This window comes from Porphyromonas canoris (assembly GCF_000765975.1).
Taxonomy (GTDB): Bacteria; Bacteroidota; Bacteroidia; order Bacteroidales; family Porphyromonadaceae; genus Porphyromonas_A; species Porphyromonas_A canoris.
Genome location: NZ_JQZX01000002.1, coordinates 37,560 through 58,722, shown reverse-complemented (window position 1 = coordinate 58,722; position 21,163 = coordinate 37,560). Strand labels below are relative to the sequence as shown.

The window sequence follows — 21,163 nt, the reverse complement described above, 5'->3', positions numbered from 1 at the left end:
AATAGATATTGGAAATGCTTATAGTGTTTCTTTTGTAATCAAAAAATAGCTTTTTCGCAGAGCATTAGCTTTGCTTATAATGAATATGAAACAGGAAATAAATATACAAGAGGTCATAGAGAATGGTGGCAATGTGATTAAGACAAGAGATGATCGTGAATTGATTGTCGTTGGCCAAGATGGCAAAGTGCTTAATATGGAGGATTGTAGCTGGTTGCCCGACAACGAGAATCCTGTTGTGAACAACGTTTTCCGCTCACGTATAGAACCTTGGCTAACGTCACTTTTTCAGTCTGAACACTTATCACTTTTGTGCGGGTCTGGAATAACAAATGCCATTAGCTTCTTAGCAGGAGCAGGTTCTGGCACCACAATGGGTGAGACTACATTTTCCAACTACAAAGATCAGATTGAATCTGCGGCTCGGGAATCAGCACAATCTAGTGGAAGAGAGAATGGTAATATTGAGGATCAAATAAGGGCAGCCAACGATTTGCTCCGAGGATTAAAAATCCTTCAAGATAATGACAATGCCACAAAATTAGAGCAGGAACTAAATTCGATCATTTCAAATTTTGCAAAGTCCATATTAGAGTCTGAGAATAAAATAGCAACTTCCAAGGAAGATCCCATAAAAGATGAGGCTGTAAACACGCAAAAAGATGAGTCAGAAGCTCCCCAAGATAATAAACCTAAAAATGAGGGAGTAACAACTAAGCAGGATAAGCGAGAGAAAGCCTATTTAATACTGGTTAACTTCCTTCTAAGCTTTGCAAGTCGTACAGGCAATAAAGAAAGACTAAACATCTTCACAACCAACTATGACCGCCTAATAGAAATGGGAGCAGAGTTGGCTGGAATCCACCTAATGGATAGGTTCGTAGGGACTATGATGCCTATATTCCGCTCTTCGAGACTCAATCTTGACATTCACTACAATCCCCCTGGTATTAGAGGAGAACCCCGTTATTTGGAAGGTGTAGCACGTCTAACAAAACTTCATGGATCTGTTGATTGGGTGCAGAATGGAGGAGAGATACGCCGTATAGGACTTCCGTTTGGTGCAGATAGTATTGAACCCTATTTGCAGGCTCCAGGTTTGTATGGAGCAGACGCTTTGAAATTGATGATTTATCCAAATTCCGCTAAGGATCGTGAAACGGCAGAATACCCATATGTGGAATTGTTCCGAGACTTTGCCGCCTCCATTTGCAGACCTAATAGTACTCTAGTTAGCTATGGCTACGGATTTGCGGATGAGCATATAAATAGGGTCATCCATGATATGCTCACCATCCCTTCAACTCACCTGGTCATTATTTCGTATAACGATCCAATAGGTCGCATCTTAAAGTTTTATTCTGAGTCAGCACATAAAGCTCAGATGTCTATATTAATAGGGAATAATTTGGGGGACATTACGCATCTTGCCAATGACTACCTACCTAAATCTGCCATTGACAGAGCTACGATTAGAATGGCTGAGTTGTTACAGCATCGTATGGGGGCTTCGAGTTTAGACAAGCAGACTACAGCCAGACAATCGGTGTCTATTGCAGAGGTAGGAGTACAAATTAATTTAGAGTCTTAATTGCATAGTTTATGGCTACAACACCCATCGAATATCTTGCTTCTCTACGCATAGGTACGGTAGAATACATCTCTCCAGATAGGATAGAAGTACAGCTTGACATAGAATCTCCAGAAAGTGTTGCATTAAATACAGGAACACCTCGAAACTTTCCTCGCATCAATGGCTATGTTATGATACCTGTTGACCTCGGTTTTATTGTTGGGCAGGTGTCATGGATCACTATCCAACGCTCTCCTTACCCTAAGCGGAGAGGTTTTCAAGATTTTGGTTTGATTGATTTGCCTTTTCCTCTAAGGAAAATGGAGCTTCAACCTGTGGGAACTCTTCGTTCTATTGAGGCTGGTTATAAGTTTAAGCGAGGTCTTGAGGCTTTTCCATCTGTAGGAGACATAGTGATATTACCGACAGATGAACAACTCCGCTCCATCATAGAGTCTGGAGATAATAGAAGAGTTTATATAGGCAATAGTCCATTAGTAGGGAATGCCAAGGTGATGATTGATCCTGATCGTTTATTTGGAAGGCATCTTGCAGTACTCGGAAATACAGGTAGTGGAAAATCTTGCTCTGTGGCAGGATTGATACGATGGTCTATTGAAAGTGCTCGAGAGAAACTTGTTGATAAGGAAGGGAAAGTAAATAGTCGCTTTATTGTATTAGACCCGAACGGGGAGTATAGTAAAGCCTTTGCGGATAAATCGAACGCAAATATCTACACGGTTAATGTCGAAGGGGGGGCTGAAAAGCAACTTGAAGTTCCGATGTGGTTTTGGAATACAGACGAGTGGTGTGGATTCACCAAAGCCTCTCCCAAAACCCATAGGACGACCATTGTTCATGCCCTAAAATCGGTAAGAAGTGGTAATATCATCGAAGGGCAAACAAAAGAGAGAGAGCTGGCAAACTATGTTCGTACTGTTATTGACACTATTGAGGTCAACAAAGCATCTGGTAATCCTTGGGGAAAATTCCCGTTCCCAAAGAATTTTCACCAATCCGTAGAAAAGTGGGCAAGCGGAATTATATGTGAACCAGGATACTCAGAAGAATTAAAAGGAACGATTCAAGCATTTCAAGACCAAATTGCAGAATTAATAAATGCTAGGTCAGGACAATATCCTCATTATGACTATTCAAGAGAAGATATTGATAATATAATAGATAGATTAAAGGAGGTCTACATTAAAGCTGGGGGAAGAGAAGAGGAATTTTTGCCTACAGATGAGGATAGTCCTATCCCATTCACTGGTGACAATTTAGTTCGTTCCATAGAGGCTAATGCAGAGATACTGAAAACAACAGACTATATTGTGACGCTAATGCCTCGTATCAAAACATTACTGACAGATGTACGTGTCAAGAAAGTTATTGATAACAATACTCTAGAATTAAGTGACTGGTTAGATGATTATATTGGAGCTAACGGTGAGGAGTCTCTAACAATTATTGATTTATCTCTACTTCCATCAGATGTGACAAGTATCATTACAGCGGTTATAGCTCGTATGATATTTGAAACACAGCAACGTTATCTCAAGCTGAATAAGCAATGTTTGCCAACAGTGCTGGTTATGGAAGAGGCTCACTATTTTGTCAAGCGATACAATGATGATGCAGAAAATACAGGACCAACCATTCAATGCTGCAAAATATTTGAGAAAATAGCAAGAGAGGGACGAAAGTTCGGATTGGGACTAGTTTTGTCATCGCAAAGACCATCTGAGCTATCGCCGACAGTTTTGTCTCAATGCAATTCGTTCCTACTACACCGTATATCAAATGATAGGGATCAAGAATTAATTCACCGTTTATTGCCTGATAATATGAGAGGAATTCTCCGTGAAATGCCATCACTCCCCTCGCAATATGCTGTCCTATTAGGTTGGGCTTCAGAGTTGCCTGTCATGGTGAAAATGCGAACATTGCGTGAAGGACAGCGTCCTCAGTCTGATGATCCTGATTATTGGGATGTTTGGACAAGATTGAAAAAACGAGAAATCGACTGGAGCAATGTTGCCAATGAGTGGCAAAATAAAAAAGCTGAATCTACAGAGACTTAAGCTGTTCATAGTTGTATAGAGTTATAGCCAACTCACAGAAACTGATACGCTATTGCTTATATTATCAAATTATAATGTTGCTAATCATCCTCCAATTTAGGGATGCTTACTAAGTTATATAGGAGAAGGATGGTTCCTATGGAATAGATATGTTCACCCACGGTCATTGCCGTGGGTGAACGTTTTTGCTTTTTTTAGTGGAAGATTTAGTGCTGGAGCTGACGAGAGAGCGAGGTTTGCTCCTCTGTGAGTCGTTGTTGCTGGAGGGCGAGTTCGGCTTGGCGTTGGATTGTGAGTTCGTAGTTGCTGACTTGGTGGCGTAGTTCGCGAATGGTGTCGGAGGAGCTTTCAGAGGAGAAGAGGCTGTCAAGATGGGCGATTGTTGGATTACTGTAGCCTTGCTCCATACGTAGGATGCGGTAGCGAAGGGCGTAGCTTTCGTGGGTCTGATTGGCATTACGGAGATATACTGCCCAGCCAATTGTATAGGCGAGGAGTACAAGAGATATACCCCAGATGAGCCACTCCACCCATCGCTTGACATCAAAGAGGTAGTACTTCTTGACTGTTGGAGGAGATTGAGTTTCTTGGATTTTCTCGGATAGAGAGGCTATGCTTTCGGCTTGTCGCTCTTGGGTCTTTGTGATGCCATCTTTGATTTCTCGGATTCGTTTGCCTAGGACGATAGCGACATCTGTCAGTTCACTCTTGAATTTGCCATCTATCTCAATCTTTTGTCCAATAAGGCGTGCTACATCCGTAAGAGAGATGCCATCCTCTTCTGATGATGTAGTTGTTGAGATTGGTTGAGATGCGAGGTTGGAGACACTCGTTTTGAGTTCTCTGTTCTGTTGCTTGATTTCCTCGAGTACTTCGAGAAGGATGTTCATTTGTTCGTTCATAATTTTCTACGTTTTAGTTTCTTATTAGCTTGATTTCTTAGTTTACGTTGGAATACGAGTTCTGCGACATCTACGGCAGGCGCATTGCTATCGAATAGCCCCTCGCCAAGATCTTCTATGGCTTCATCAAGCTCCCCGATAAAACTTTCTGTTTCAGAGGATGGGTGAGGTGCTTGCTTTGCATTCTGTTCTAAAGCAAAGGAGAGTTTGGAGTAGCTACACGAGCGGTCTATGTGCGAACCACTGAAACTTACGCCATCTTTGCAGAAGAGTACGCCCTCTACCTGATCGGTCTGTCCTTTTGTCTTGAATTGTATGTCTATCCCTTGGCGTCTCAGAGCAGAAGAGAGTTCGTCCCAATTCTGACATCGAGGTAATACGGTTTTGATGGTATCGAAGATTTCATACCGAAGTCGGTCATTTCCTCGAAGCCGATTACGTTTTACTGCCTCTTTCCCTTCGCCCCATTTTAGTTGGTTAGCCTCGGTGATTTCTTTGCAGACCTTTGTTGAGCGGTACTTTTCGTTGCTGTCGGAAATAGTTTTTCCGTTGTTGTCTATACGATTGATGCAGATGTGTACGTGGGGATGCTCTCTGTCGAGGTGGCGCACAATGAGATATTGCGTATGTCCGTAGCCCATCTTCTGCAAGTATTGTATCGCCAAGTTATTCATCGTCTTGTCGTCCAGTCGCTCAGCATCCTCAGCCGAAAAGCTCAAGATGGTATGACAGACTATTTTCTTAACATTAGGACGCATTGAGGCTTGTAGCGCAAAGTCGTTGGCTATCTCGTGAGACGAAGCATCCCTCCTAACTCCTTCTGCATAGAGAACTCTCGCTTTCCCCTCTTGCTTCCCGAGGACATAGGCAAGCACTCCAGAAAAGGATGTTCCTTTGATTATCTTGGCTATCATGATTTCAGAGCTTTGAGCTGTTCATCAACTAAAAGTTTGAGCATTCGTAGTTCGGTCGGTATGGTAGAGATACCAAAAGTGTGAAGGCGATGAGCAATTTGATTGATGTTGTTTGCTATGCCCGAGAGCTGGCGTATCTCTCGCATCTGCTCAGGCGTAACTCTTGGCTTGATGAAACTCTCAGAGATGAGCATTCTCAGAAATTCATTTTTATTGATACCAGCCTCTGAGGCTTTACTTTTGAGAGTGAAGTACTCCATCGTATTCAGTTTTAGTAGGACGGAGTAGCTTCTCTTCTCGGATAGTTTTTTAGTGGGGCGTCCCCCTTTCTTTTTATCTTCTGTTGTCATTGTTCCTTTCGTTTTATTGATGAGACCATCGGGATTATTTCGCCCAGTTTGATGGGCGTTGAGGAGGTTTTGGGTAACCCAAAACACAAACTTGCTTCTCTACCTATGCAGTCTTCTCTTCTGTGGAAGAGGTTGTGCCAATCTTTGCTCTTTCACGACCCGAAGTCCGAGTTTATCAATCAAAAGTTGGAGGTTGGGATTTTGCCGAATGAGGTCTTTCAGTACACTACTTTGCGTCTTGATTTGGAGGAGGTAATCGGCAATATCGTAACCTGCTTGCTGGTCTTGGAGAGGAGCATGTTTCTCCAAATAATCGAAGAGCTGCACCTCCATTCCGAGGCTCTGCATCATCTTTAGTTTCTCCTGCCAATAGTCTGTTGCTCCGAGGTCGGGAAAGAGAACTACCTGACGCCCGAAGAAGGGAACGAGATTACTGCTTTTGAAACACCCGTGCTTTCCACCAGTTGCCAGCCACAGATATTGAGGTAGATAATGAGACGCAATGAGTGCCGTCTTTTCGCTCTCAACCAGAGCGATTGGTTTCTGCTTATCGGCATCAAGAAGATGCTCCCCGAAAAAGCATTGACTAAGGTTGTAGTTTGGACGTTTGAGCAAACTATGTACCCATGTGATATGATTGAATGGTTGCTTTACTCGCTTGCCAGTCTCAGGATCGTAGAGCATAATCTTGCCTGTTCTGACTCTACCGATAGTGTCTATCTGCCAGAATACGGTTGCCCCTTCCCAATGTTTAGATGTGCCAACGTGATAACGGTGTATCAGTTGGAGTGCTTCGTCCTCTCCAAGTTGTTCGGAAAGAAAGCAATAGAGGTTGTTATGCTTATATCCTCTCAAGGTCTGCTCCATCGTTGCTTTCTCTATGAAAGATGGCGGTAGAATGATAGGTGTCGGTTTGTAATCAACACTATCAAACGAATACAACTCTTCTTTCGCTAATGGATGCTCGGCAAAGTAATCTTTGGGAGTAAAGTGGTAACCACAACGCTGTTCGTGGTCGCAACGTCCCACGTTATCAGGGAACTCTATTTTCCCCTCCGTGTCTATGTAGCGAGCGAAACATCTGGGGCGTTCGCACGCTGGGCAGGTATGGCGTGTGCGCACACCTTTATATGGGTCTAATTTGAATCTATAATTGCTCATTGATAAATTTGATTTGAATAGCACACTATCTGCACTTTGTTCACTTTCGGGTTAATAAGGAATAGGGAAATGCTGATAATGCAGAAAGTGCGCTGGGTTAAACATTGAGTTTATGGTAAAGTCCGTGTCGCTCCTTAGCAAAGAGGTGTCCAATATTGCGACTGAGAAAATCCTTAAAAGCCCTCTCTTTCATCCCCAATCGCTCGGCAATACTCAGGGCTTCGGCAGTCTGAAAGGATGCTGGCAGTTCGGCAAGGAGTTGTTGCTGTTGCTGAGTGAGCTGAATACCTGCAATCTCTGAGTGCACTTGCTGTGCCGAATGGAGAAAATACTCGGTAAGAGTAATGGCTCGTTCCACAGAGACAAGGTCAATCTCGCTCTTATCTCCCTCGGAACACGCCCAACGAGCCATTTGGATGATAAGGCAAAAGCGAATGACATACACTTCCAACTTACAGTAGACTCCGACGAGAGTTTCGTTGGGTTCGGTATCGCAGAGTTTGGCATGCTCCTCTTGCCACATATAAAGTCGAGCCTTAGCATCTTCGGCAAAGGAGATAATCTCAGGAAGTAGTTCTCCCTCTTCGTCTTTGGAGCAAGGCATCTCAATAAGTTGCTGAATTATACTCGACCATCGTCCTTCGGTGCTTTCGGGAAGTTCTGTTCTGCTCCATCGGGCTTTTTGCTGTAGATTGGGCATCACAAAAAGGATACGGTCTATAAAACCATTACTGGAGCGTTCCCCCTTGGATAGCTCTCCGAGTATCTTCTTTTGGATAGTGCCTACAACAGAGATATAGGGACGCTTGATAAAAATGGAACTCCGATTTCCTTTGCGATCACTGATGGTTGCCTTAGCACTGAACACAGAGAGCCAAAACTGTTCCTCGGAACCGCTGTTGTAGCGATTGAAGTTCTTGAACCAAGCCGAAAGTTCATCCGTCCACAAACAAAGACCTCGCTTATTCTGAGCATGGATAAAACTCAAACCTTCGGGCGTGATGTCAGAGACGATAAATCTTCTTCGTATAGGCTCTGTCGGTTGCTCTGAGTGACCAGCCTCTATACGCTCCTTACGGCTCATCCGTGCAACATTGTCATACTCAGTGTAGGCTTGTTCGTAGAGCTTATTCTCCTGATAGTCAAAGTCAAGAAAAGGTTTCATCGCAAAACTAAGCGGATGACTTTTGTTCGTGCCAGGGCGTCCGACTAATGCCACGTAAAGCATTGCACTTTCTTGCCACCCTCGTTTGAGTTGGGCAAGATGCGTATTCCCTATGCCAACAGCGATAGCCACCAGCATTGCCGATGCGATATAGTCGATAGGAAAACCTTGACACTCGTGGACTTCAGCAATGATATTTCGTATCTCAGAGGGAAAGATACCAATGGGAAAAGCAGAGTCTGAGAATGACAATCCCAATTCGATGGCTTTATCCAGCAGGACTTCTGGCACGATTGTTTGTTCTCCCATAGCCCATTATCCTTTGAATGATTTAGGCTTGTGTCGGATGCCTGCTCTTATGGAGGATAATTGTTCCTCTGAGGAGGGCGCATAAAGGATACCTTTACGTCCACTTTCTACCCATTGCAGTAGCTCTTCTTTATAGAAATATAGCTTCTTGCCACGTTTGTAAGCTGGGATAATCCCCTTACGGACGAGAGCATAGATGGTAGGTTTTGCTTTTTGAATGACTTCGCACGCTTCATCTATACCAATGAGAGATTTCTCTTCAGGTATAGGCGGACGCAATGCCGAGACCATCTCTTTGATGGCAGAGACCTGTTCGGTCAGATACGTTACCGCTTCAGGTAACTTGTCGAATGTAATTTCTTTGTCCATGTTCGCAAATAAATTTGTGCAGGTTGCCCTGCGGATTTCTGATTATTTGCGAGCAAAGGAAATCGGTGTTCTCTCGGTGCGCTACAACACCTTCAAGTAACTTTTGGATAACTTTCTAATGGGGTTGAATGCTCATCAATGACAAGGTCTTTACAGAGAGGAATAAGGTATTTCCCCTCTGTATTGGTGAGCTTTCGTTGGATAGAACTTACCTCTACATCTCTCAAGGTATGGGCAAAAGTGTGTTTGAGAAAAAAGGCTATATCTTCTCTTTTCTTCCCGAAAGGGCGAGATATGTTCCATCCAAAGTGCATTAGATCAATGCTCTTGAGTTGGGAGGAGATTTTGATATCTTGGCTATTCTCAATACTCCATTCAGAGGACAGATAGCGGGTAATCTGTTCGCAAAGTTTTGTCAGCTCTTCCTCTCTCATATAGGCAGCAAGTGTTCTTTGGGTGTAGGAGGTGACGACTTCCATTTTCTTTTGCTCTTCTCTTGCCTTTACTTGAAAAGCCTCTTGACGAAACTGCTCATAGTTTGATGGCGATGGTGTTGGAAAAATTGTCTTCGGAGGTTCGATGACCTGTCTCTCCTGAGATCTAAAGATATGCCCGAAGAATTCTTCGAGTAATGATTGCACCGCTAGAAAGAGCAAAAAGAAGACGACGGAACAAATAAGAAAAACGCAGAACGCAGTAAAGCCGTCCGCTCCACAACTCAAAGTAGTAGAACGAACGGCAAGGGAAAATAGGACAATACACCCGAGGGTGATTGTTTGAGGAATATAGTTATCGTTAGTGCTTGATGGCTTCATACTCATCTATGCTTTGGTGCAAACATAGACAAGTATTCATCACCATTCATTACTTAGGGAAATAGCGGGAAGCATAGGGAAAAGGAAGTAAATACAAGTTTCACTTTAGAGAAATCTTCTCAGCTGTTTCACGCTTCTTCGAGTTCACAAGGTCAGCATAAATTTGCGTCGTGGAGACGTTCTTGTGCGTTAGCATCTTGGATACCGTGTAGATGTCTGTTCCTAATGAAATTTGTATCACAGCATAAGAATGGCGGAAGCAGTGGAAGGTAATATGCTTCGTGATACCTGCTTGCTTGATCCATTTCTTTAGCGGATAGTTTATCATACTTCGTTGTAAGCCTCTAAAGACTTTGCCCGAACTCGGTTCACCACACAGTTCATAGGCTTCGTAGCTGATAGGGAGAGTGGCTTCGGTCGAAGTTTTCTGTGTCTTGATACGAATGCAATACCCTTGGTCTGGAGCAAGTTCAAAGTCTTCCCAGCAAAGGTTCAGAATATCACTGATACTCAATCCTGTAAGGCAAGAGAAGAGAGAAGCTCTTTTCAGAACATCATGCTCACAGGGTGTCTGAGCAAGTATCTTCACTTCATCAAGTGTCAAATACTCTTTCTTGACCTCCTTAGCCTCTATCTTATCTAAAAAGTCATTGATATTCTCTCTTAGCCACTTATCTCGATACGCAATCTTCAGTAGTCCCCTAAAAGTGGAATAGTAGCCAGATGCAGAGTTTGTGGAGACTTTCCCTTTTCGTTTGAGTTGCTTGGCGTTGAGAAGGTACTCTCGAAAGCCTTGGCATAGCTCTATCGTTATGTCTCCAAAGGTGCAATGTCCTTGCACATAGTTGTAAAAGTGTTGATAGACGATGCGCCACTTTTGGTCTTTCTTTCGACACATTTTCAAGAAGTATGCAAGGAAGTCGGTTTTCATTTTAGTTCGATCTAGGAAGCCAAACTCTTCATTGATAAGCGACTGTACACGAATACATCGAATAGCTTCCGCCTTGTTCAACATATCCATGTTAAACTCTCGCTCCATCTCATTCTTAGGATGGGCGTAGATATAGATGCCGAGATACTCCCGACGGCTCATTTGCATGGTTTCGGGATTGCGCACGGCTGGATAATAATCGAGATAGAGCGATATACGCCCGTTTCTGATAGCTCTCTGTCGGAGCGTTACTTTGGGACAAGTATGTCTCATACAATTGCTGATTAGAGGGTTATATTTATTGATTCAGTTGCAAAAGAATAAGGTGATAAGTGAGTGTCCCATACCACTGACAAATAACTTATCGAGTGATGCAGGGAGGTTTGAGGACCTCGTCCAATTCTTGCTGAGAAATGAGGACCTTCCGACCTTGCTTTAGTTTAGGGACATTATAACGTTTGGTATATTGATAGAGCTGGTCACGAGTAAGACCAAACTTTTCCATAGCCTCCCGAACGGTATAGTAGCTTGGAGCGGCCTTATCAAGTACTCCTTTAGCTGCTTCGACATGTTTGGTGGAATAGTAGCTTTTACCCTTAACTTTCTTTCTGGGGATGTTGTGGTCAGAGACGAAGTTGTAAACGGCTGTAAGCGTCATATCGAATCTTTCTTGTATCTCCACGGCTGTACACCATTCTTCGATATGAGAAGCAGGAGCCTGTTTAGCAAAATAGGCATCTATATGCCGTTTGCTCCAATAGGTCTTGCCTCTGTTATAAGTTCGAGGGATATTCTCTCGCTTGGCTATTGCAAAAAGAGAAGATCGAGATATGTTGTGGATATCGCACACCTCGTCTGTCGTATATAATTCCGTAATTACGATTGCATCTCTGGGCTGTCGTTTCTCATAAGGTCGCTCTGCTAACATCCGTTCAATGTCTTCACGCTTGACGATTGAGCGTTGAGAACTCAAATTATAAGCCTTTAAGTTCCCTGAGTAGATATATCTATATATTGTATGCCTACTAATACCAAGTAATCGCCCAGCTTCTGAGATGGAGAGATAAGGTTTGTCTATAATATCACTGACCTTTTTCTCTTGTTCAGAAAGTTCTGTTCTGCGTACCCTCTCTTCTCTTTTTTGAGCTTTGTAGGCTCTGCTATTACATCTATGTGAGCAATACTTGGTAGTCGTCTTCAAAGCTATAAACTCCTGTTTGCAATGCTCACACACTTTTTTTATTGGAATTTTGCTCGCTGTCATTTCGCCATATTTTTGTTTTGTACTGTCTATTGGTGTTGCACCGTGTCTCATTTGTCCAGCATCTCGGTATATACGAGAGGGGCTGAAGGGGTGGTGAGAAGCGTGCGGTACAAATGAGGTACAAAAAACAGCGAAAGAACGGCAACAGATGATGCCTAACGAACAGAAAGGGCAAAAGAAAAGGCACTCATAATGAGCGCCTTTTCGATATTTGGTGATATATGATTATCGGTTGTAATCAGAAATTACTTGCCGATGCAAAAGTTCTTAAAGACATGATGGAGGATGTCGGAAGAGGAGATTTCTCCGGTAATTTCAGCCAAGTGTCGGAGAGCATCCCGGAGGTCCATGCTGACGAGTTCGCCTGATATTCCAGACTCCAAGCCGAGCAGAACACGATCCAGAGCAGAGACGGCATCGGATAGAGCCTCGAAATGACGGGCATTGTAGACGATGAGATCCTCGCTTTCTGCCTCGCCATACATTTCATTATAAGAAGATACAAGAAGAGAGGTGATGTCGTCTGCATGCGTAAAATGGCGTGCAGATATGGTAAGAACCGAGACAGAACCGTTAGAAAGAGTGTTCAGCAAGGAGCGTTTGGCGTCTCCTTCGGCTTCTGTGAAGAGATCGCACTTGTTTAGGAGAGCTATCACACGCTTATCCTGCCAATGTTCGGAGAGTTGGGCATACTCCCCTTTTATTACATTGTCATCTTTAGTGCCGTCTATCACCCAAAGTATCAGCTCTGCCCGCTGCATTGCGGCAAAAGATCGTTGGATGCCGATCTCCTCTACCGTATCGGTTGTTTCCCTTATACCGGCAGTATCTATCAGACGAAACTCTTTTCCGTCCAGTATCACCGTATCTTCTATGGTATCTCTTGTGGTGCCATGAATATCGGTAACTATCGCTTTGTCTTCACCCAAAATCAGATTGAGAAGAGAAGACTTTCCGGCATTTGTAGAGCCTACGATGGCTACCGGGATACCGCTCTTCAGCACTGCTCCACGAGAAAAGCTGTCGGCAAGCCGTTGAAGGTCGGCACGCTGTTGTGAACAAAGAGCTATCAATTCGGATCTGTCTGCAAACTCCACATCTTCTTCTGGGAAGTCGAGCTCCAACTCCATCAAAGCACAGAAGTGAAGAAGAGTTTCCCTCGTTGCCTCTATCTTCTTACGAAATCCGCCCCTCATCTGCGTCAAAGCCATACGGGCGGAAGAGCGTGTACGTGAAGAGATGAGATCTGCCACCGCTTCTGCCTGACTCAAGTCCATTTTCCCTGCCGCAAAAGCCCTCTGCGTAAACTCTCCGGGAGCTGCCATGCGACAGCCTGCCACGAGCAGCGATTGGATGACCTCCTGTAATATGAATGTGGAGCCGTGGCAGGCTATCTCCACTACATCGTCCCCCGTGTAAGAGTGAGGCGCACGAAACACGGAGAGTACGACATCATCTATGGTCTCGCCCGTTTTCGGGTGCTTCCACCAGCCGTAGAGCAGTCTGTATCCTTCTGCTTCGGCAGCTTTAGATACACCCTTGGCAGGGGTGAAGCACCTGTCTGCAATCTCCAAAGCCTCCGTTCCCGACATTTTGACAACGCCTATGGCGGAGACGCCCATCGGTGTGGCAAGTGCACAAATCGTATTCATAGGGATAAATGTAATGGAATAAAAAGAAATCTCGGCAAGGGGATGACAGAAAACATCCTCTTACCGAGACTTTTATTTCTTTGTTGATAGTCTCTTTACGGCTTTTCTATCGGGCTTATTTGCCTCTCTTACCGTAACGGCTCATGAACTTATCCACTCTACCCGCAGTGTCCACAAGCTTAGCTTTACCTGTGTAGAAGGGGTGAGAAGAGCTGGAGATTTCTATCTTAAGTAGAGGATATTCTACTCCGTCAATCTCGATAGTCTCCTTTGTTGCTACTGTTGAACGAGTGATAAATACCTCCTCGTTAGACATATCTTTGAACGCTACCAAGCGGTAGTTTTCTGGATGGATCTCTTTTTTCATCGCTATATGCTTTTGTTATTATTATTCAGTCTATTGGATGGTAACCGGATGCGACCGCAAAGTTATCAATTTTCTTTCTAATATGCAAACATCTCTGTGAACAGTTCACAGTGGTAAAAAATCGGAATAATAGGGTTTAGAAAATCGGTTTACAGTGTTAGAAATTTTTGCCGAACGTGATAAAAAGAAGAAACCAAGACTTGATTTGCGGTTTGCAAGCGTTGATTCTAAAGAATCGAGCCGTGATTTCTGCAAATCAAGTCTTGGTTTCTTCTTTTTTTCGGCATTAGCAGATTTTTTGTTCCCGTTAAAATCTTCTTTTGAAAGCGTTTAGCAGAGATTGTTTATCGTACCGAAAGAGCCTTTTGTCGGGAAGAGTATGTTCCGTCTTTGCTCCAAGTCTGTTAGAGATGCTCTCCGAGCTTACGGTATTTCGTCTTCTTGACGGCATCTTCACCCAGGCGACGAATCTTGTCTTCCTCGTACTCGGTGTAAGTTCCCTGATAGAAATAGGTGTTGCCATCCCCTTCAAAGGCGAGAATGTGCGTACAGATTCTGTCCAAGAACCAGCGGTCGTGAGAAATGATTACGGCGCAACCGGCAAAGTTTTCAATACCTTCTTCAAGGGCACGAAGGGTATTGATGTCGATATCATTGGTAGGTTCGTCCAGAAGAAGGACATTGGCACCGGAACGAAGAGTCAGTGCCAAGTGAAGACGATTTCTCTCCCCTCCGGAAAGAACACCGCACAACTTCTCCTGATCTGCCCCATTAAAATTGAATCGAGAGAGATACGCTCTTGCGTTTACCTCCTTGTTACCGATCTTTATAAGCTCTTGCCCGCCGGAAACGACTTGATAGACGCTCTTTGCAGGGTCTATATCCTTGTGCGTTTGGTCTGCATATCCGATGGTTACAGTCTCTCCCACTTCAAATGTACCGCCATCCACGGTCTCTTCTCCAAGAATCATCCGGAACATGGTGGTCTTACCTGCACCGTTCGGACCTATCACTCCCACAATGCCATTGGGAGGAAGCATGAAGTTGAGATCCTTAAAGAGGACTTTATCTCCGAAAGACTTAGAGACATTGGTAGCCTCAATCACCTTGTTACCAAGGCGAGGTCCGTTCGGGATATAGATTTCGAGCTTTTCTTCTTTCTCTTTCTGCTCTTCGTTGAGAAGTTTTTCGTAGGCATTCAGACGAGCCTTACCTTTGGAGTGGCGAGCTTTGGGAGCAAGATTGATCCACTCCAACTCTCTCGCCAAAGCCTTGGCACGTTTGCCCTGAGTCTTCTCTTCCATTGCGAGACGCTTGGATTTCTGATCGAGCCAAGAGGAATAGTTGCCCTCCCAAGGGATACCCTCTCCCCTATCCAACTCTAAAATCCAACCTGCCACATGGTCAAGGAAGTAACGGTCGTGCGTGATACAGATCACAGTGCCCGGGTAACGCTTGAGGTGTTCTTCCAACCAGTCTATACTCTCAGCATCGAGGTGGTTGGTAGGTTCATCGAGCAACAAAATTTCGGGTTGGCTCAGGAGCAAACGACACAACGCTATACGGCGACGCTCACCCCCTGAAAGATGATCCACGAGCCGATCTGCAGGAGGACACTGCAATGCCTCCATCGCTTTGCTTATACGGGTATCTATGTTCCAAGCATCAATGGCATCGATACGGTCTTGCAGCTCTGCCTGACGCTGGATAAGCTTATCCATCAGGTCCGGATCGTCCAACACATCCGGATCTGCAAATTTCAGATTCACCTCTTCAAACTCTTGAAGCAGCGCAGTAGCTTCTCCGGCTCCTTCCATAACCACCTCTTTCACGGTCTTTCCTTGAGGAAGTTGAGGATCTTGCTCCAAATATCCCACTCTGTATTCGGGGGAAGCATAAACAACGTGTCCGTCGTACTCCTTCTCTATTCCTGCTATAATCTTGAGCAGAGTAGACTTACCCGAACCGTTGAGACCGATGATACCGATCTTTGCTCCGTAAAAAAATGAGAGGTATATATTCTTTAGAACCGTTTTATTGGGCGGGAACGTTTTGCTTACTCCCACCATCGAAAATATGACTTTCTTATCGTCTGACATGCTGTGTCCTATTTATATAGTTGTTTCAAACTCTTTTCTATTGCTTCAAATGTGCGAGCAAAATCTTCTTCCGTATGAGCACCGGATACGAAGATTGCCTCAAACTGAGATGGTGGAAGGTAGATACCTTGCGCGATCATCAGGCGGAAAAACTTTGCAAATAACTCTGTATCGCAAGCTCGTGCATCTTCGGCATTACGTACAGGCTTGCCTCTGAAAAATATGGTAGAGAGTGTCCCGGAAACCGCATAGTACAGATGGTCGGCATAAGGCTCGATCAACCGACCTACTCCATCGGAAAAAGCTTTCCCCTTAGCCTGCAATGCAGGATAAGTTTCCGGCTTTTGCAACTCTTTCAGCATAGCTATACCAGCCGCAAGAGCGAGGGGATTTCCGGAAAGTGTTCCGGCTTGATACACCGCTCCATCGGGAGAAAGAGCATCCATTATCTCTGCTCTACCGCCAAAAGCACCTACAGGAAGACCTCCTCCTATTATCTTTCCAAGGCAGGTAAGATCGGGGATAACACCGTAAAGTTTCTGTGCTCCTCCGGCAGAGAGACGAAATCCGGTAATCACTTCGTCAAATATCAGAAGAGAGCCATACTCGGATGTTACACGCCTTACCTCTTTCAAGAAGTTTTCTTCCGGCTTTATTATACCCATATTACCCATAATGGGCTCTATGATCACAGCCGCTATTTGGGAACCATGTTTCTTGAAAAGATCTTCCAAAGAAGCTATGTTGTTAAACTCTGCAACGAGAGTTTCGCTCACTGTGGAAGTGGTAACGCCATTATTCTGTACGGATGAGAAGGTTGCAACACCGGAACCGGCTTGTACAAGAAATCCGTCGGAATGTCCGTGATAACAACCATCGAACTTCACGATGAGTGTTCTCTTTGTGTATCCTCTTGCCAGACGGACAGCACTCATCGTGGCTTCCGTACCGGAGTTTACCATCCTTACCTTTTCCATGGAAGGGAAGAACGACTTTACAAGCTTGCTCATCTCCACTTCCAAAGGTATGCATGCCCCAAAGCTTGTGCCCTTTGTGGCTGTCTTTTGAATGGCTTCAACAATGGCAGGATGAGCGTGCCCCAAAATATGTGGCCCCCACGAAGAGATAAAGTCTACATACTCGTTGCCATCGACATCAAATATATGACCCTTCGTTCCGGACTCTATATAGATAGGATCCATCCCGACAGACTTGAAAGCTCTTACCGGGCTATTTACCCCTCCGGGTATATGTTTTACCGCTTCTCGAAATAGTTCTATAGATTTGTTCCACTGCATAGCCGTAGAGTTTTATGCGTTATTCTTGAGCCAGATGGCTGCTTCTTTTGCAAAATAGGTGAGGATAATCTTTGCCCCTGCACGGCGAATAGAGAGCAGACTCTCCATCATCACTCGGTCGTGATCTATCCAACCCTTCTCTGCCGCTGCCTTTAACATGGCATATTCTCCCGATACGTGATAGGCTGCAATAGGCATTTCAAAACGTTCTGCCGCCTTGGCGACAATGTCCAAATAAGGAAGAGCCGGCTTTACCATCACAATATCCGCTCCCTCCTGTATATCCAACTCAATCTCTCTGAGTGCTTCTTTGGCATTTGCAGGATCCATTTGGTAACCACGGCGATCTCCGAAAGATGGAGCAGAGTCTGCAGCTATACGGAACGGTCCATAGAATCCGGAGCAAAACTTTGCAGCATAGCTCATGATAGGGATATTTTCAAAGCCTGCCTCATCCAGTGCTTCTCTCATGGCAGCAATACGACCATCCATCATATCCGATGGAGCTACCATCTTTGCTCCACAGCGAGCCATGGATACTGCTTGACGGCAAAGAAAACTAACGGTAGCATCGTTGTCCACCTCTTCTCCATGAAGCACGCCGCAATGTCCGTGATCCGTGTACTCACACATGCAGATGTCTGCAATGGTGATGAGCTCCGGAAGTTCTTTGTGAAGAGCTTTAAGTGCCTGCTGTACTATGCCTTCGTCCGAAAAGGCTTCACTTCCGATACCATCCTTATGGGCAGGTATTCCGAAAAGCATAACGCTACGAATGCCCAAGCTATACAGTTCCTTGCACTCCTCTACCAAGGTGTCCACAGAGAAGTGGTACTGTCCCGGAAGAGAAGAGATCTCTTCTTTTATTCCTTTTCCATGAACGACAAAAAGAGGATGAATCAAATCTGATGGGTGAAGATAAGTCTCTTGCACCAAAGCTCTCATGTTCGCTGAAGAGCGAAGTCTTCTCATTCTAATAGTCGGATACATAGTAATAGTAGGTATTATTTCTGTTTATATATTGTCTCAAATATTTTCTCCGGATGTGGTTCGGGACTCTGGATAACATCCTTAAAACCTTCGGAGAGGAGTTTCTTTGTAGTTACGGGGCCTATGCTTATGGCTCGAAATCCTTTGTTTTCACCACCGGAATCCAACCATGCCTCTACTCCGGACGGACTATAAAAGACCACAAAGTCTAAAGATAGTGAAAGTCTTGCAATAGTAGCCGGCATTTCAGGATGTGGGACTGTCTTGTAGAGGGGGAGAATAATGTACTCCCTGACATGAGGAGAGATAGCTGCTTCCAAAGAGTGTCCGGCTATATCCGAAGTAGGTTGCAGGATAAATTTATCGGCAGATTCATTTGCATATAAATGCAACCACTCCTCAGCCATCCCCTCTGCATTTTCGGTCTTGCTTTGAAACTCAGGAATAATGCCGTATAGCTGTCTTATTTTGTCAGAAGTAGCCTCTCCAACAGAACCGACTCTAATATCTTTTGAAAAAGAAGGATATAGTTTGTGGAAGTGAATAACCGCACGGGGAGATGTGAACAACACCCAATCGAAATGAGGCGGAAGCTCTGCCGGAATATCCACAGTAGAGATCGCAGGAAGACACAAAGGCTCAGGATAACCGTGCTGATCTATAAGATTCAACAAAGGAAGAGCCATCTCTTTTTCCCTTAAAAGAATACCGGTAAAAGTAAGGTGCTTTTCTGCTTTCATGGATGAAGGGTTTCTTTAAGGTGATTTGCTAAAGATTTGAGTTCGCCGGACGAATAGTTTGTAGGAAGAGTAAAGGAACAACCGGAATGCAGATCTCCTTGGGCATAGAATGCCTGCCCTTTTACCTCTCCATCTTGCAACTCGCAGTAGCAACCAAAAGGTAGAGCACACCCTCCGCCTAAGTGTTGCAGCAACGCTCTTTCCGTATCTGTACAAAGTCTGTCTTCAATATTATTGAGCATCAAAGCCACTCTTTTTGCTACATCATTACTCTCATGTATTTCTATGGCAAGGGCAGCCTGACCCGGTGCGGGCAACAACTGATGAACAGGGAAGGTATAGACAACATAATCCTGCAGTCCGAGCCTTGCTATTCCTGCCTTAGCCATAATGATCGCATCGTATTGTCCGCTTTTCATTTTATCAATACGAGTCTGTACATTTCCACGAATCGGTTCAAAAGACCACTCCAAGTGTGGAAAGTTTGCCTTAAGCTGTGCCACTCTTCTTGGACTGGAGGTTCCTATCTTCCAGCCTTTGCATTCGTCTAAGTGTGTTATAGGTTTATCGGAAAGAAGTACATCTTCCACAGCAACTCTATCCAGAACAGCTCCAAGAAGGAATCCCTCTTCCAGGCAGACCGGAAGATCTTTCAAGCTGTGTACCGCAAAGTCTATACTGCCATCTTGAAGTCTCTCTTCGATCTCTTTGGTAAAAAGCCCCTTGGACAGTGTATTGCTTTGAAGGGAGATATTAAGGTGCTTGTCTCCGGATGTCTCTATAATCTCTATCTCTACCGGTATCTGAAACTCCGATATGATAATATCCCTTACCAAATGAGCCTGATAGAGAGCCAAGGCACTACCTCGAGTCCCTATTATTAAAGGTCTTTCTGTCTGCATCATGGCGTTTGGAGTATTTTCAGAAGTGCTTCTGCATATCTTGTATCTTCTGTCTCTTCACTTATTCGTCGTACTTTGGAAATAATGGATGAAGATATAGTGGTAGAGAGATGAGTCAAATGCTTTTCAATGAGACTCCTCACTTCGGGGCTGTCTATATTAGCCAAATATTTCAATTCCCCTTCCAGATATATCTCTATTTCCGAGCGAATCTGTCCATACACATCTCTAAGAGCCAGACCGTCTCTCCAAAGCTTAAACTCTTCCACCGCTTCCGTAAGCAGTTCCTTAACGGCAACATTGGACGGGAATCTCTCGTCCACTTCTTCCGGAGAGCCTTCTCGCAGATCATCTATGCCATATAGTCGGACATTGGGAAGGCCTAAGACATCAATCTCCACATTTCTCGGCACGGCAAGATCAAATATTACTATGGGCTCTTCTTCTGCATGCGTTTCCTTCAGAAGTGCTGCATCCACTATCGGAGAAGACGCAGCTGTTGCAACCCAAAGCCACTTCACTTCCTGAAGAGCCGAAGAGAGTTGGTCGCTATGATAATAATGGTCTATGTGATGCTTATTGGCAAACCGAGAAGCTCGCTCTATAGTTCTGTTGTAGATCCTGATATCATTCACGCCCAGCAGTTTCAAGGCTTTAACAACAGTATCCGCCATCTGTCCCGCCCCCAATACGAGTGTCTTTCCAACAGTAATGTCAGATCCGTACTTGCCATTGATCATATTCACGGCCGCTGCTCCGGCAGAAGATTGTGCATGAGATATGGTATAGGTCGATCTTATCCGCTTGGCAACCTCTAAGGTTTTATCCACCAAACGGAGCAGTACGGATGGAAGCAGATTTCCGGAACGAGAGATGCTGACAGCATCCTTGAGCTGCCCTAAGATCTGTGTTTCTCCCCGAACCATAGACTTTAGTCCGGAAGCCATAGAGAAGACATGCAACATAGCCCTCTCCTCTACGAGATAGAAGAAATAGCGGCTCATTTCCGGAGGTTGCTGTTTGTACTCCAACACTTCCGATATTATCTTGTGTATTGCATTATCTCCCACTTCCGATGGAATACAGACAATCTCCATCCGATTGCAGGTAGAGAGAAGAAAACCTCCCTGTATCAGCTTTTTAGCTTGAAGTTTTCTTAAAAAGTCGGCAACTTCTGCAGGAGTGAAAGAGAATGCTTCTCTTATCTCCACAGAAGCTGTTTTATAGTTGATGCCTACTACGGTAATCATAAAATAATAAGGGCTAAAAGAGCCAAACAGT

19 protein-coding genes are annotated in these 21,163 nt (G+C 44.5%); 2 read left to right on the top strand and 17 right to left on the bottom strand.

The genetic code is table 11. From position 1 onward, the window contains the following. The first annotated feature begins 79 nt into the window (after window positions 1–79). Window positions 80–1,591, top strand: a complete 1,512-nt coding sequence (locus HQ29_RS00260) for an SIR2 family protein (RefSeq protein WP_036866825.1) — start codon at window positions 80–82, stop codon at window positions 1,589–1,591. Between the two features lie 11 nt (window positions 1,592–1,602). Further along, window positions 1,603–3,654, top strand: a complete 2,052-nt coding sequence (locus tag HQ29_RS00255) for an ATP-binding protein (RefSeq protein WP_036866823.1) — start codon at window positions 1,603–1,605, stop codon at window positions 3,652–3,654. A gap of 206 nt (window positions 3,655–3,860) precedes the next feature. On the opposite strand, the gene HQ29_RS00250 is transcribed toward HQ29_RS00255, so the two are convergent. From HQ29_RS00250 to hemA, 17 genes are all read right to left on the bottom strand, one after another. Beyond that, window positions 3,861–4,556, bottom strand: coding sequence for a hypothetical protein (locus tag HQ29_RS00250; RefSeq protein WP_036866821.1), 696 nt, complete (start codon window positions 4,554–4,556; stop codon window positions 3,861–3,863). Further along, window positions 4,553–5,470 (bottom strand): relaxase/mobilization nuclease domain-containing protein, encoded by a 918-nt coding sequence (locus HQ29_RS00245; protein ID WP_036866820.1) that lies wholly within the window; start codon window positions 5,468–5,470, stop codon window positions 4,553–4,555. The genes HQ29_RS00250 and HQ29_RS00245 overlap by 4 nt, the downstream gene beginning before the upstream one ends. After that, on the bottom strand, window positions 5,467–5,820 hold the full coding sequence (locus tag HQ29_RS00240; RefSeq protein ID WP_036867031.1) for a MobC family plasmid mobilization relaxosome protein: 354 nt from the start codon (window positions 5,818–5,820) through the stop codon (window positions 5,467–5,469). The genes HQ29_RS00245 and HQ29_RS00240 overlap by 4 nt, the downstream gene beginning before the upstream one ends. 99 nt (window positions 5,821–5,919) lie before the next feature. Beyond that, window positions 5,920–6,981, bottom strand: a complete 1,062-nt coding sequence (locus HQ29_RS00235; RefSeq protein WP_036866817.1) for a DUF6371 domain-containing protein — start codon at window positions 6,979–6,981, stop codon at window positions 5,920–5,922. Between the two features lie 97 nt (window positions 6,982–7,078). Continuing rightward, on the bottom strand, window positions 7,079–8,455 hold the full coding sequence (locus HQ29_RS00230; RefSeq protein ID WP_036866813.1) for a DUF3987 domain-containing protein: 1,377 nt from the start codon (window positions 8,453–8,455) through the stop codon (window positions 7,079–7,081). A 6-nt stretch (window positions 8,456–8,461) separates the two neighbouring features. Further along, window positions 8,462–8,824 carry a helix-turn-helix domain-containing protein gene (locus HQ29_RS00225; RefSeq protein ID WP_025843055.1) on the bottom strand — a complete coding sequence of 121 codons (363 nt, stop codon included), beginning with the start codon at window positions 8,822–8,824 and terminating at the stop codon, window positions 8,462–8,464. A 92-nt stretch (window positions 8,825–8,916) separates the two neighbouring features. After that, window positions 8,917–9,465 carry a mobilization protein gene (locus HQ29_RS00220; protein ID WP_235318014.1) on the bottom strand — a complete coding sequence of 183 codons (549 nt, stop codon included), beginning with the start codon at window positions 9,463–9,465 and terminating at the stop codon, window positions 8,917–8,919. 274 nt (window positions 9,466–9,739) lie between these two features. Continuing rightward, complete coding sequence (locus HQ29_RS00215) at window positions 9,740–10,843, bottom strand: site-specific integrase (protein WP_036866805.1); 1,104 nt, start codon at window positions 10,841–10,843, stop codon at window positions 9,740–9,742. Between the two features lie 88 nt (window positions 10,844–10,931). Next, complete coding sequence (locus HQ29_RS00210; RefSeq protein ID WP_036866804.1) at window positions 10,932–11,834, bottom strand: helix-turn-helix domain-containing protein; 903 nt, start codon at window positions 11,832–11,834, stop codon at window positions 10,932–10,934. Between the two features lie 245 nt (window positions 11,835–12,079). Further along, window positions 12,080–13,486: a tRNA uridine-5-carboxymethylaminomethyl(34) synthesis GTPase MnmE gene (mnmE, locus tag HQ29_RS00205; RefSeq protein WP_036866802.1), complete on the bottom strand. Its 1,407-nt coding sequence runs from the start codon at window positions 13,484–13,486 to the stop codon at window positions 12,080–12,082. A 115-nt stretch (window positions 13,487–13,601) separates the two neighbouring features. Continuing rightward, window positions 13,602–13,853, bottom strand: coding sequence for a type B 50S ribosomal protein L31 (locus HQ29_RS00200; RefSeq protein WP_036792009.1), 252 nt, complete (start codon window positions 13,851–13,853; stop codon window positions 13,602–13,604). Window positions 13,854–14,257: 404 nt separating this feature from the next. Continuing rightward, entirely contained in the window at window positions 14,258–15,952 is a 1,695-nt protein-coding gene (gene ettA / locus HQ29_RS00195; RefSeq protein ID WP_036866800.1) for an energy-dependent translational throttle protein EttA, read from the bottom strand. Window positions 15,953–15,960: 8 nt separating this feature from the next. Continuing rightward, window positions 15,961–17,250, bottom strand: coding sequence for a glutamate-1-semialdehyde 2,1-aminomutase (hemL, locus tag HQ29_RS00190; RefSeq protein ID WP_036866799.1), 1,290 nt, complete (start codon window positions 17,248–17,250; stop codon window positions 15,961–15,963). A 12-nt stretch (window positions 17,251–17,262) separates the two neighbouring features. After that, window positions 17,263–18,240: a porphobilinogen synthase gene (gene hemB / locus HQ29_RS00185; protein WP_036792003.1), complete on the bottom strand. Its 978-nt coding sequence runs from the start codon at window positions 18,238–18,240 to the stop codon at window positions 17,263–17,265. Between the two features lie 14 nt (window positions 18,241–18,254). After that, the gene (locus HQ29_RS00180; protein ID WP_036866797.1) at window positions 18,255–18,980 is read right to left on the bottom strand and encodes a uroporphyrinogen-III synthase; all 726 of its coding nucleotides are present in this window, start codon (window positions 18,978–18,980) and stop codon (window positions 18,255–18,257) included. Further along, window positions 18,977–19,885 carry a hydroxymethylbilane synthase gene (gene hemC / locus HQ29_RS00175; protein ID WP_052089616.1) on the bottom strand — a complete coding sequence of 303 codons (909 nt, stop codon included), beginning with the start codon at window positions 19,883–19,885 and terminating at the stop codon, window positions 18,977–18,979. Before hemC ends, HQ29_RS00180 begins: the two co-directional genes overlap by 4 nt. Further along, window positions 19,882–21,132, bottom strand: a complete 1,251-nt coding sequence (gene hemA / locus HQ29_RS00170; RefSeq protein WP_036791997.1) for a glutamyl-tRNA reductase — start codon at window positions 21,130–21,132, stop codon at window positions 19,882–19,884. The genes hemC and hemA overlap by 4 nt, the downstream gene beginning before the upstream one ends. Window positions 21,133–21,163 lie beyond the last annotated feature (31 nt).

Coding starts and splice junctions, on each gene's coding strand:
- hemA (WP_036791997.1), bottom strand. CDS start 21,132: ATGATTACCGTAGTAGGCATCAACTATAAAACAGCTTCTGTGGAGATA.
- HQ29_RS00255 (WP_036866823.1), top strand. CDS start 1,603: ATGGCTACAACACCCATCGAATATCTTGCTTCTCTACGCATAGGTACG.
- hemL (WP_036866799.1), bottom strand. CDS start 17,250: ATGCAGTGGAACAAATCTATAGAACTATTTCGAGAAGCGGTAAAACAT.
- HQ29_RS00235 (WP_036866817.1), bottom strand. CDS start 6,981: ATGAGCAATTATAGATTCAAATTAGACCCATATAAAGGTGTGCGCACA.
- HQ29_RS00260 (WP_036866825.1), top strand. CDS start 80: ATGAATATGAAACAGGAAATAAATATACAAGAGGTCATAGAGAATGGT.
- HQ29_RS00250 (WP_036866821.1), bottom strand. CDS start 4,556: ATGAACGAACAAATGAACATCCTTCTCGAAGTACTCGAGGAAATCAAG.
- hemB (WP_036792003.1), bottom strand. CDS start 18,240: ATGTATCCGACTATTAGAATGAGAAGACTTCGCTCTTCAGCGAACATG.
- HQ29_RS00240 (WP_036867031.1), bottom strand. CDS start 5,820: ATGACAACAGAAGATAAAAAGAAAGGGGGACGCCCCACTAAAAAACTA.
- mnmE (WP_036866802.1), bottom strand. CDS start 13,486: ATGAATACGATTTGTGCACTTGCCACACCGATGGGCGTCTCCGCCATA.
- HQ29_RS00200 (WP_036792009.1), bottom strand. CDS start 13,853: ATGAAAAAAGAGATCCATCCAGAAAACTACCGCTTGGTAGCGTTCAAA.
- hemC (WP_052089616.1), bottom strand. CDS start 19,885: ATGATGCAGACAGAAAGACCTTTAATAATAGGGACTCGAGGTAGTGCC.
- HQ29_RS00215 (WP_036866805.1), bottom strand. CDS start 10,843: ATGAGACATACTTGTCCCAAAGTAACGCTCCGACAGAGAGCTATCAGA.
- HQ29_RS00180 (WP_036866797.1), bottom strand. CDS start 18,980: ATGAAAGCAGAAAAGCACCTTACTTTTACCGGTATTCTTTTAAGGGAA.
- ettA (WP_036866800.1), bottom strand. CDS start 15,952: ATGTCAGACGATAAGAAAGTCATATTTTCGATGGTGGGAGTAAGCAAA.
- HQ29_RS00225 (WP_025843055.1), bottom strand. CDS start 8,824: ATGGACAAAGAAATTACATTCGACAAGTTACCTGAAGCGGTAACGTAT.
- HQ29_RS00245 (WP_036866820.1), bottom strand. CDS start 5,470: ATGATAGCCAAGATAATCAAAGGAACATCCTTTTCTGGAGTGCTTGCC.
- HQ29_RS00230 (WP_036866813.1), bottom strand. CDS start 8,455: ATGGGAGAACAAACAATCGTGCCAGAAGTCCTGCTGGATAAAGCCATC.
- HQ29_RS00210 (WP_036866804.1), bottom strand. CDS start 11,834: ATGACAGCGAGCAAAATTCCAATAAAAAAAGTGTGTGAGCATTGCAAA.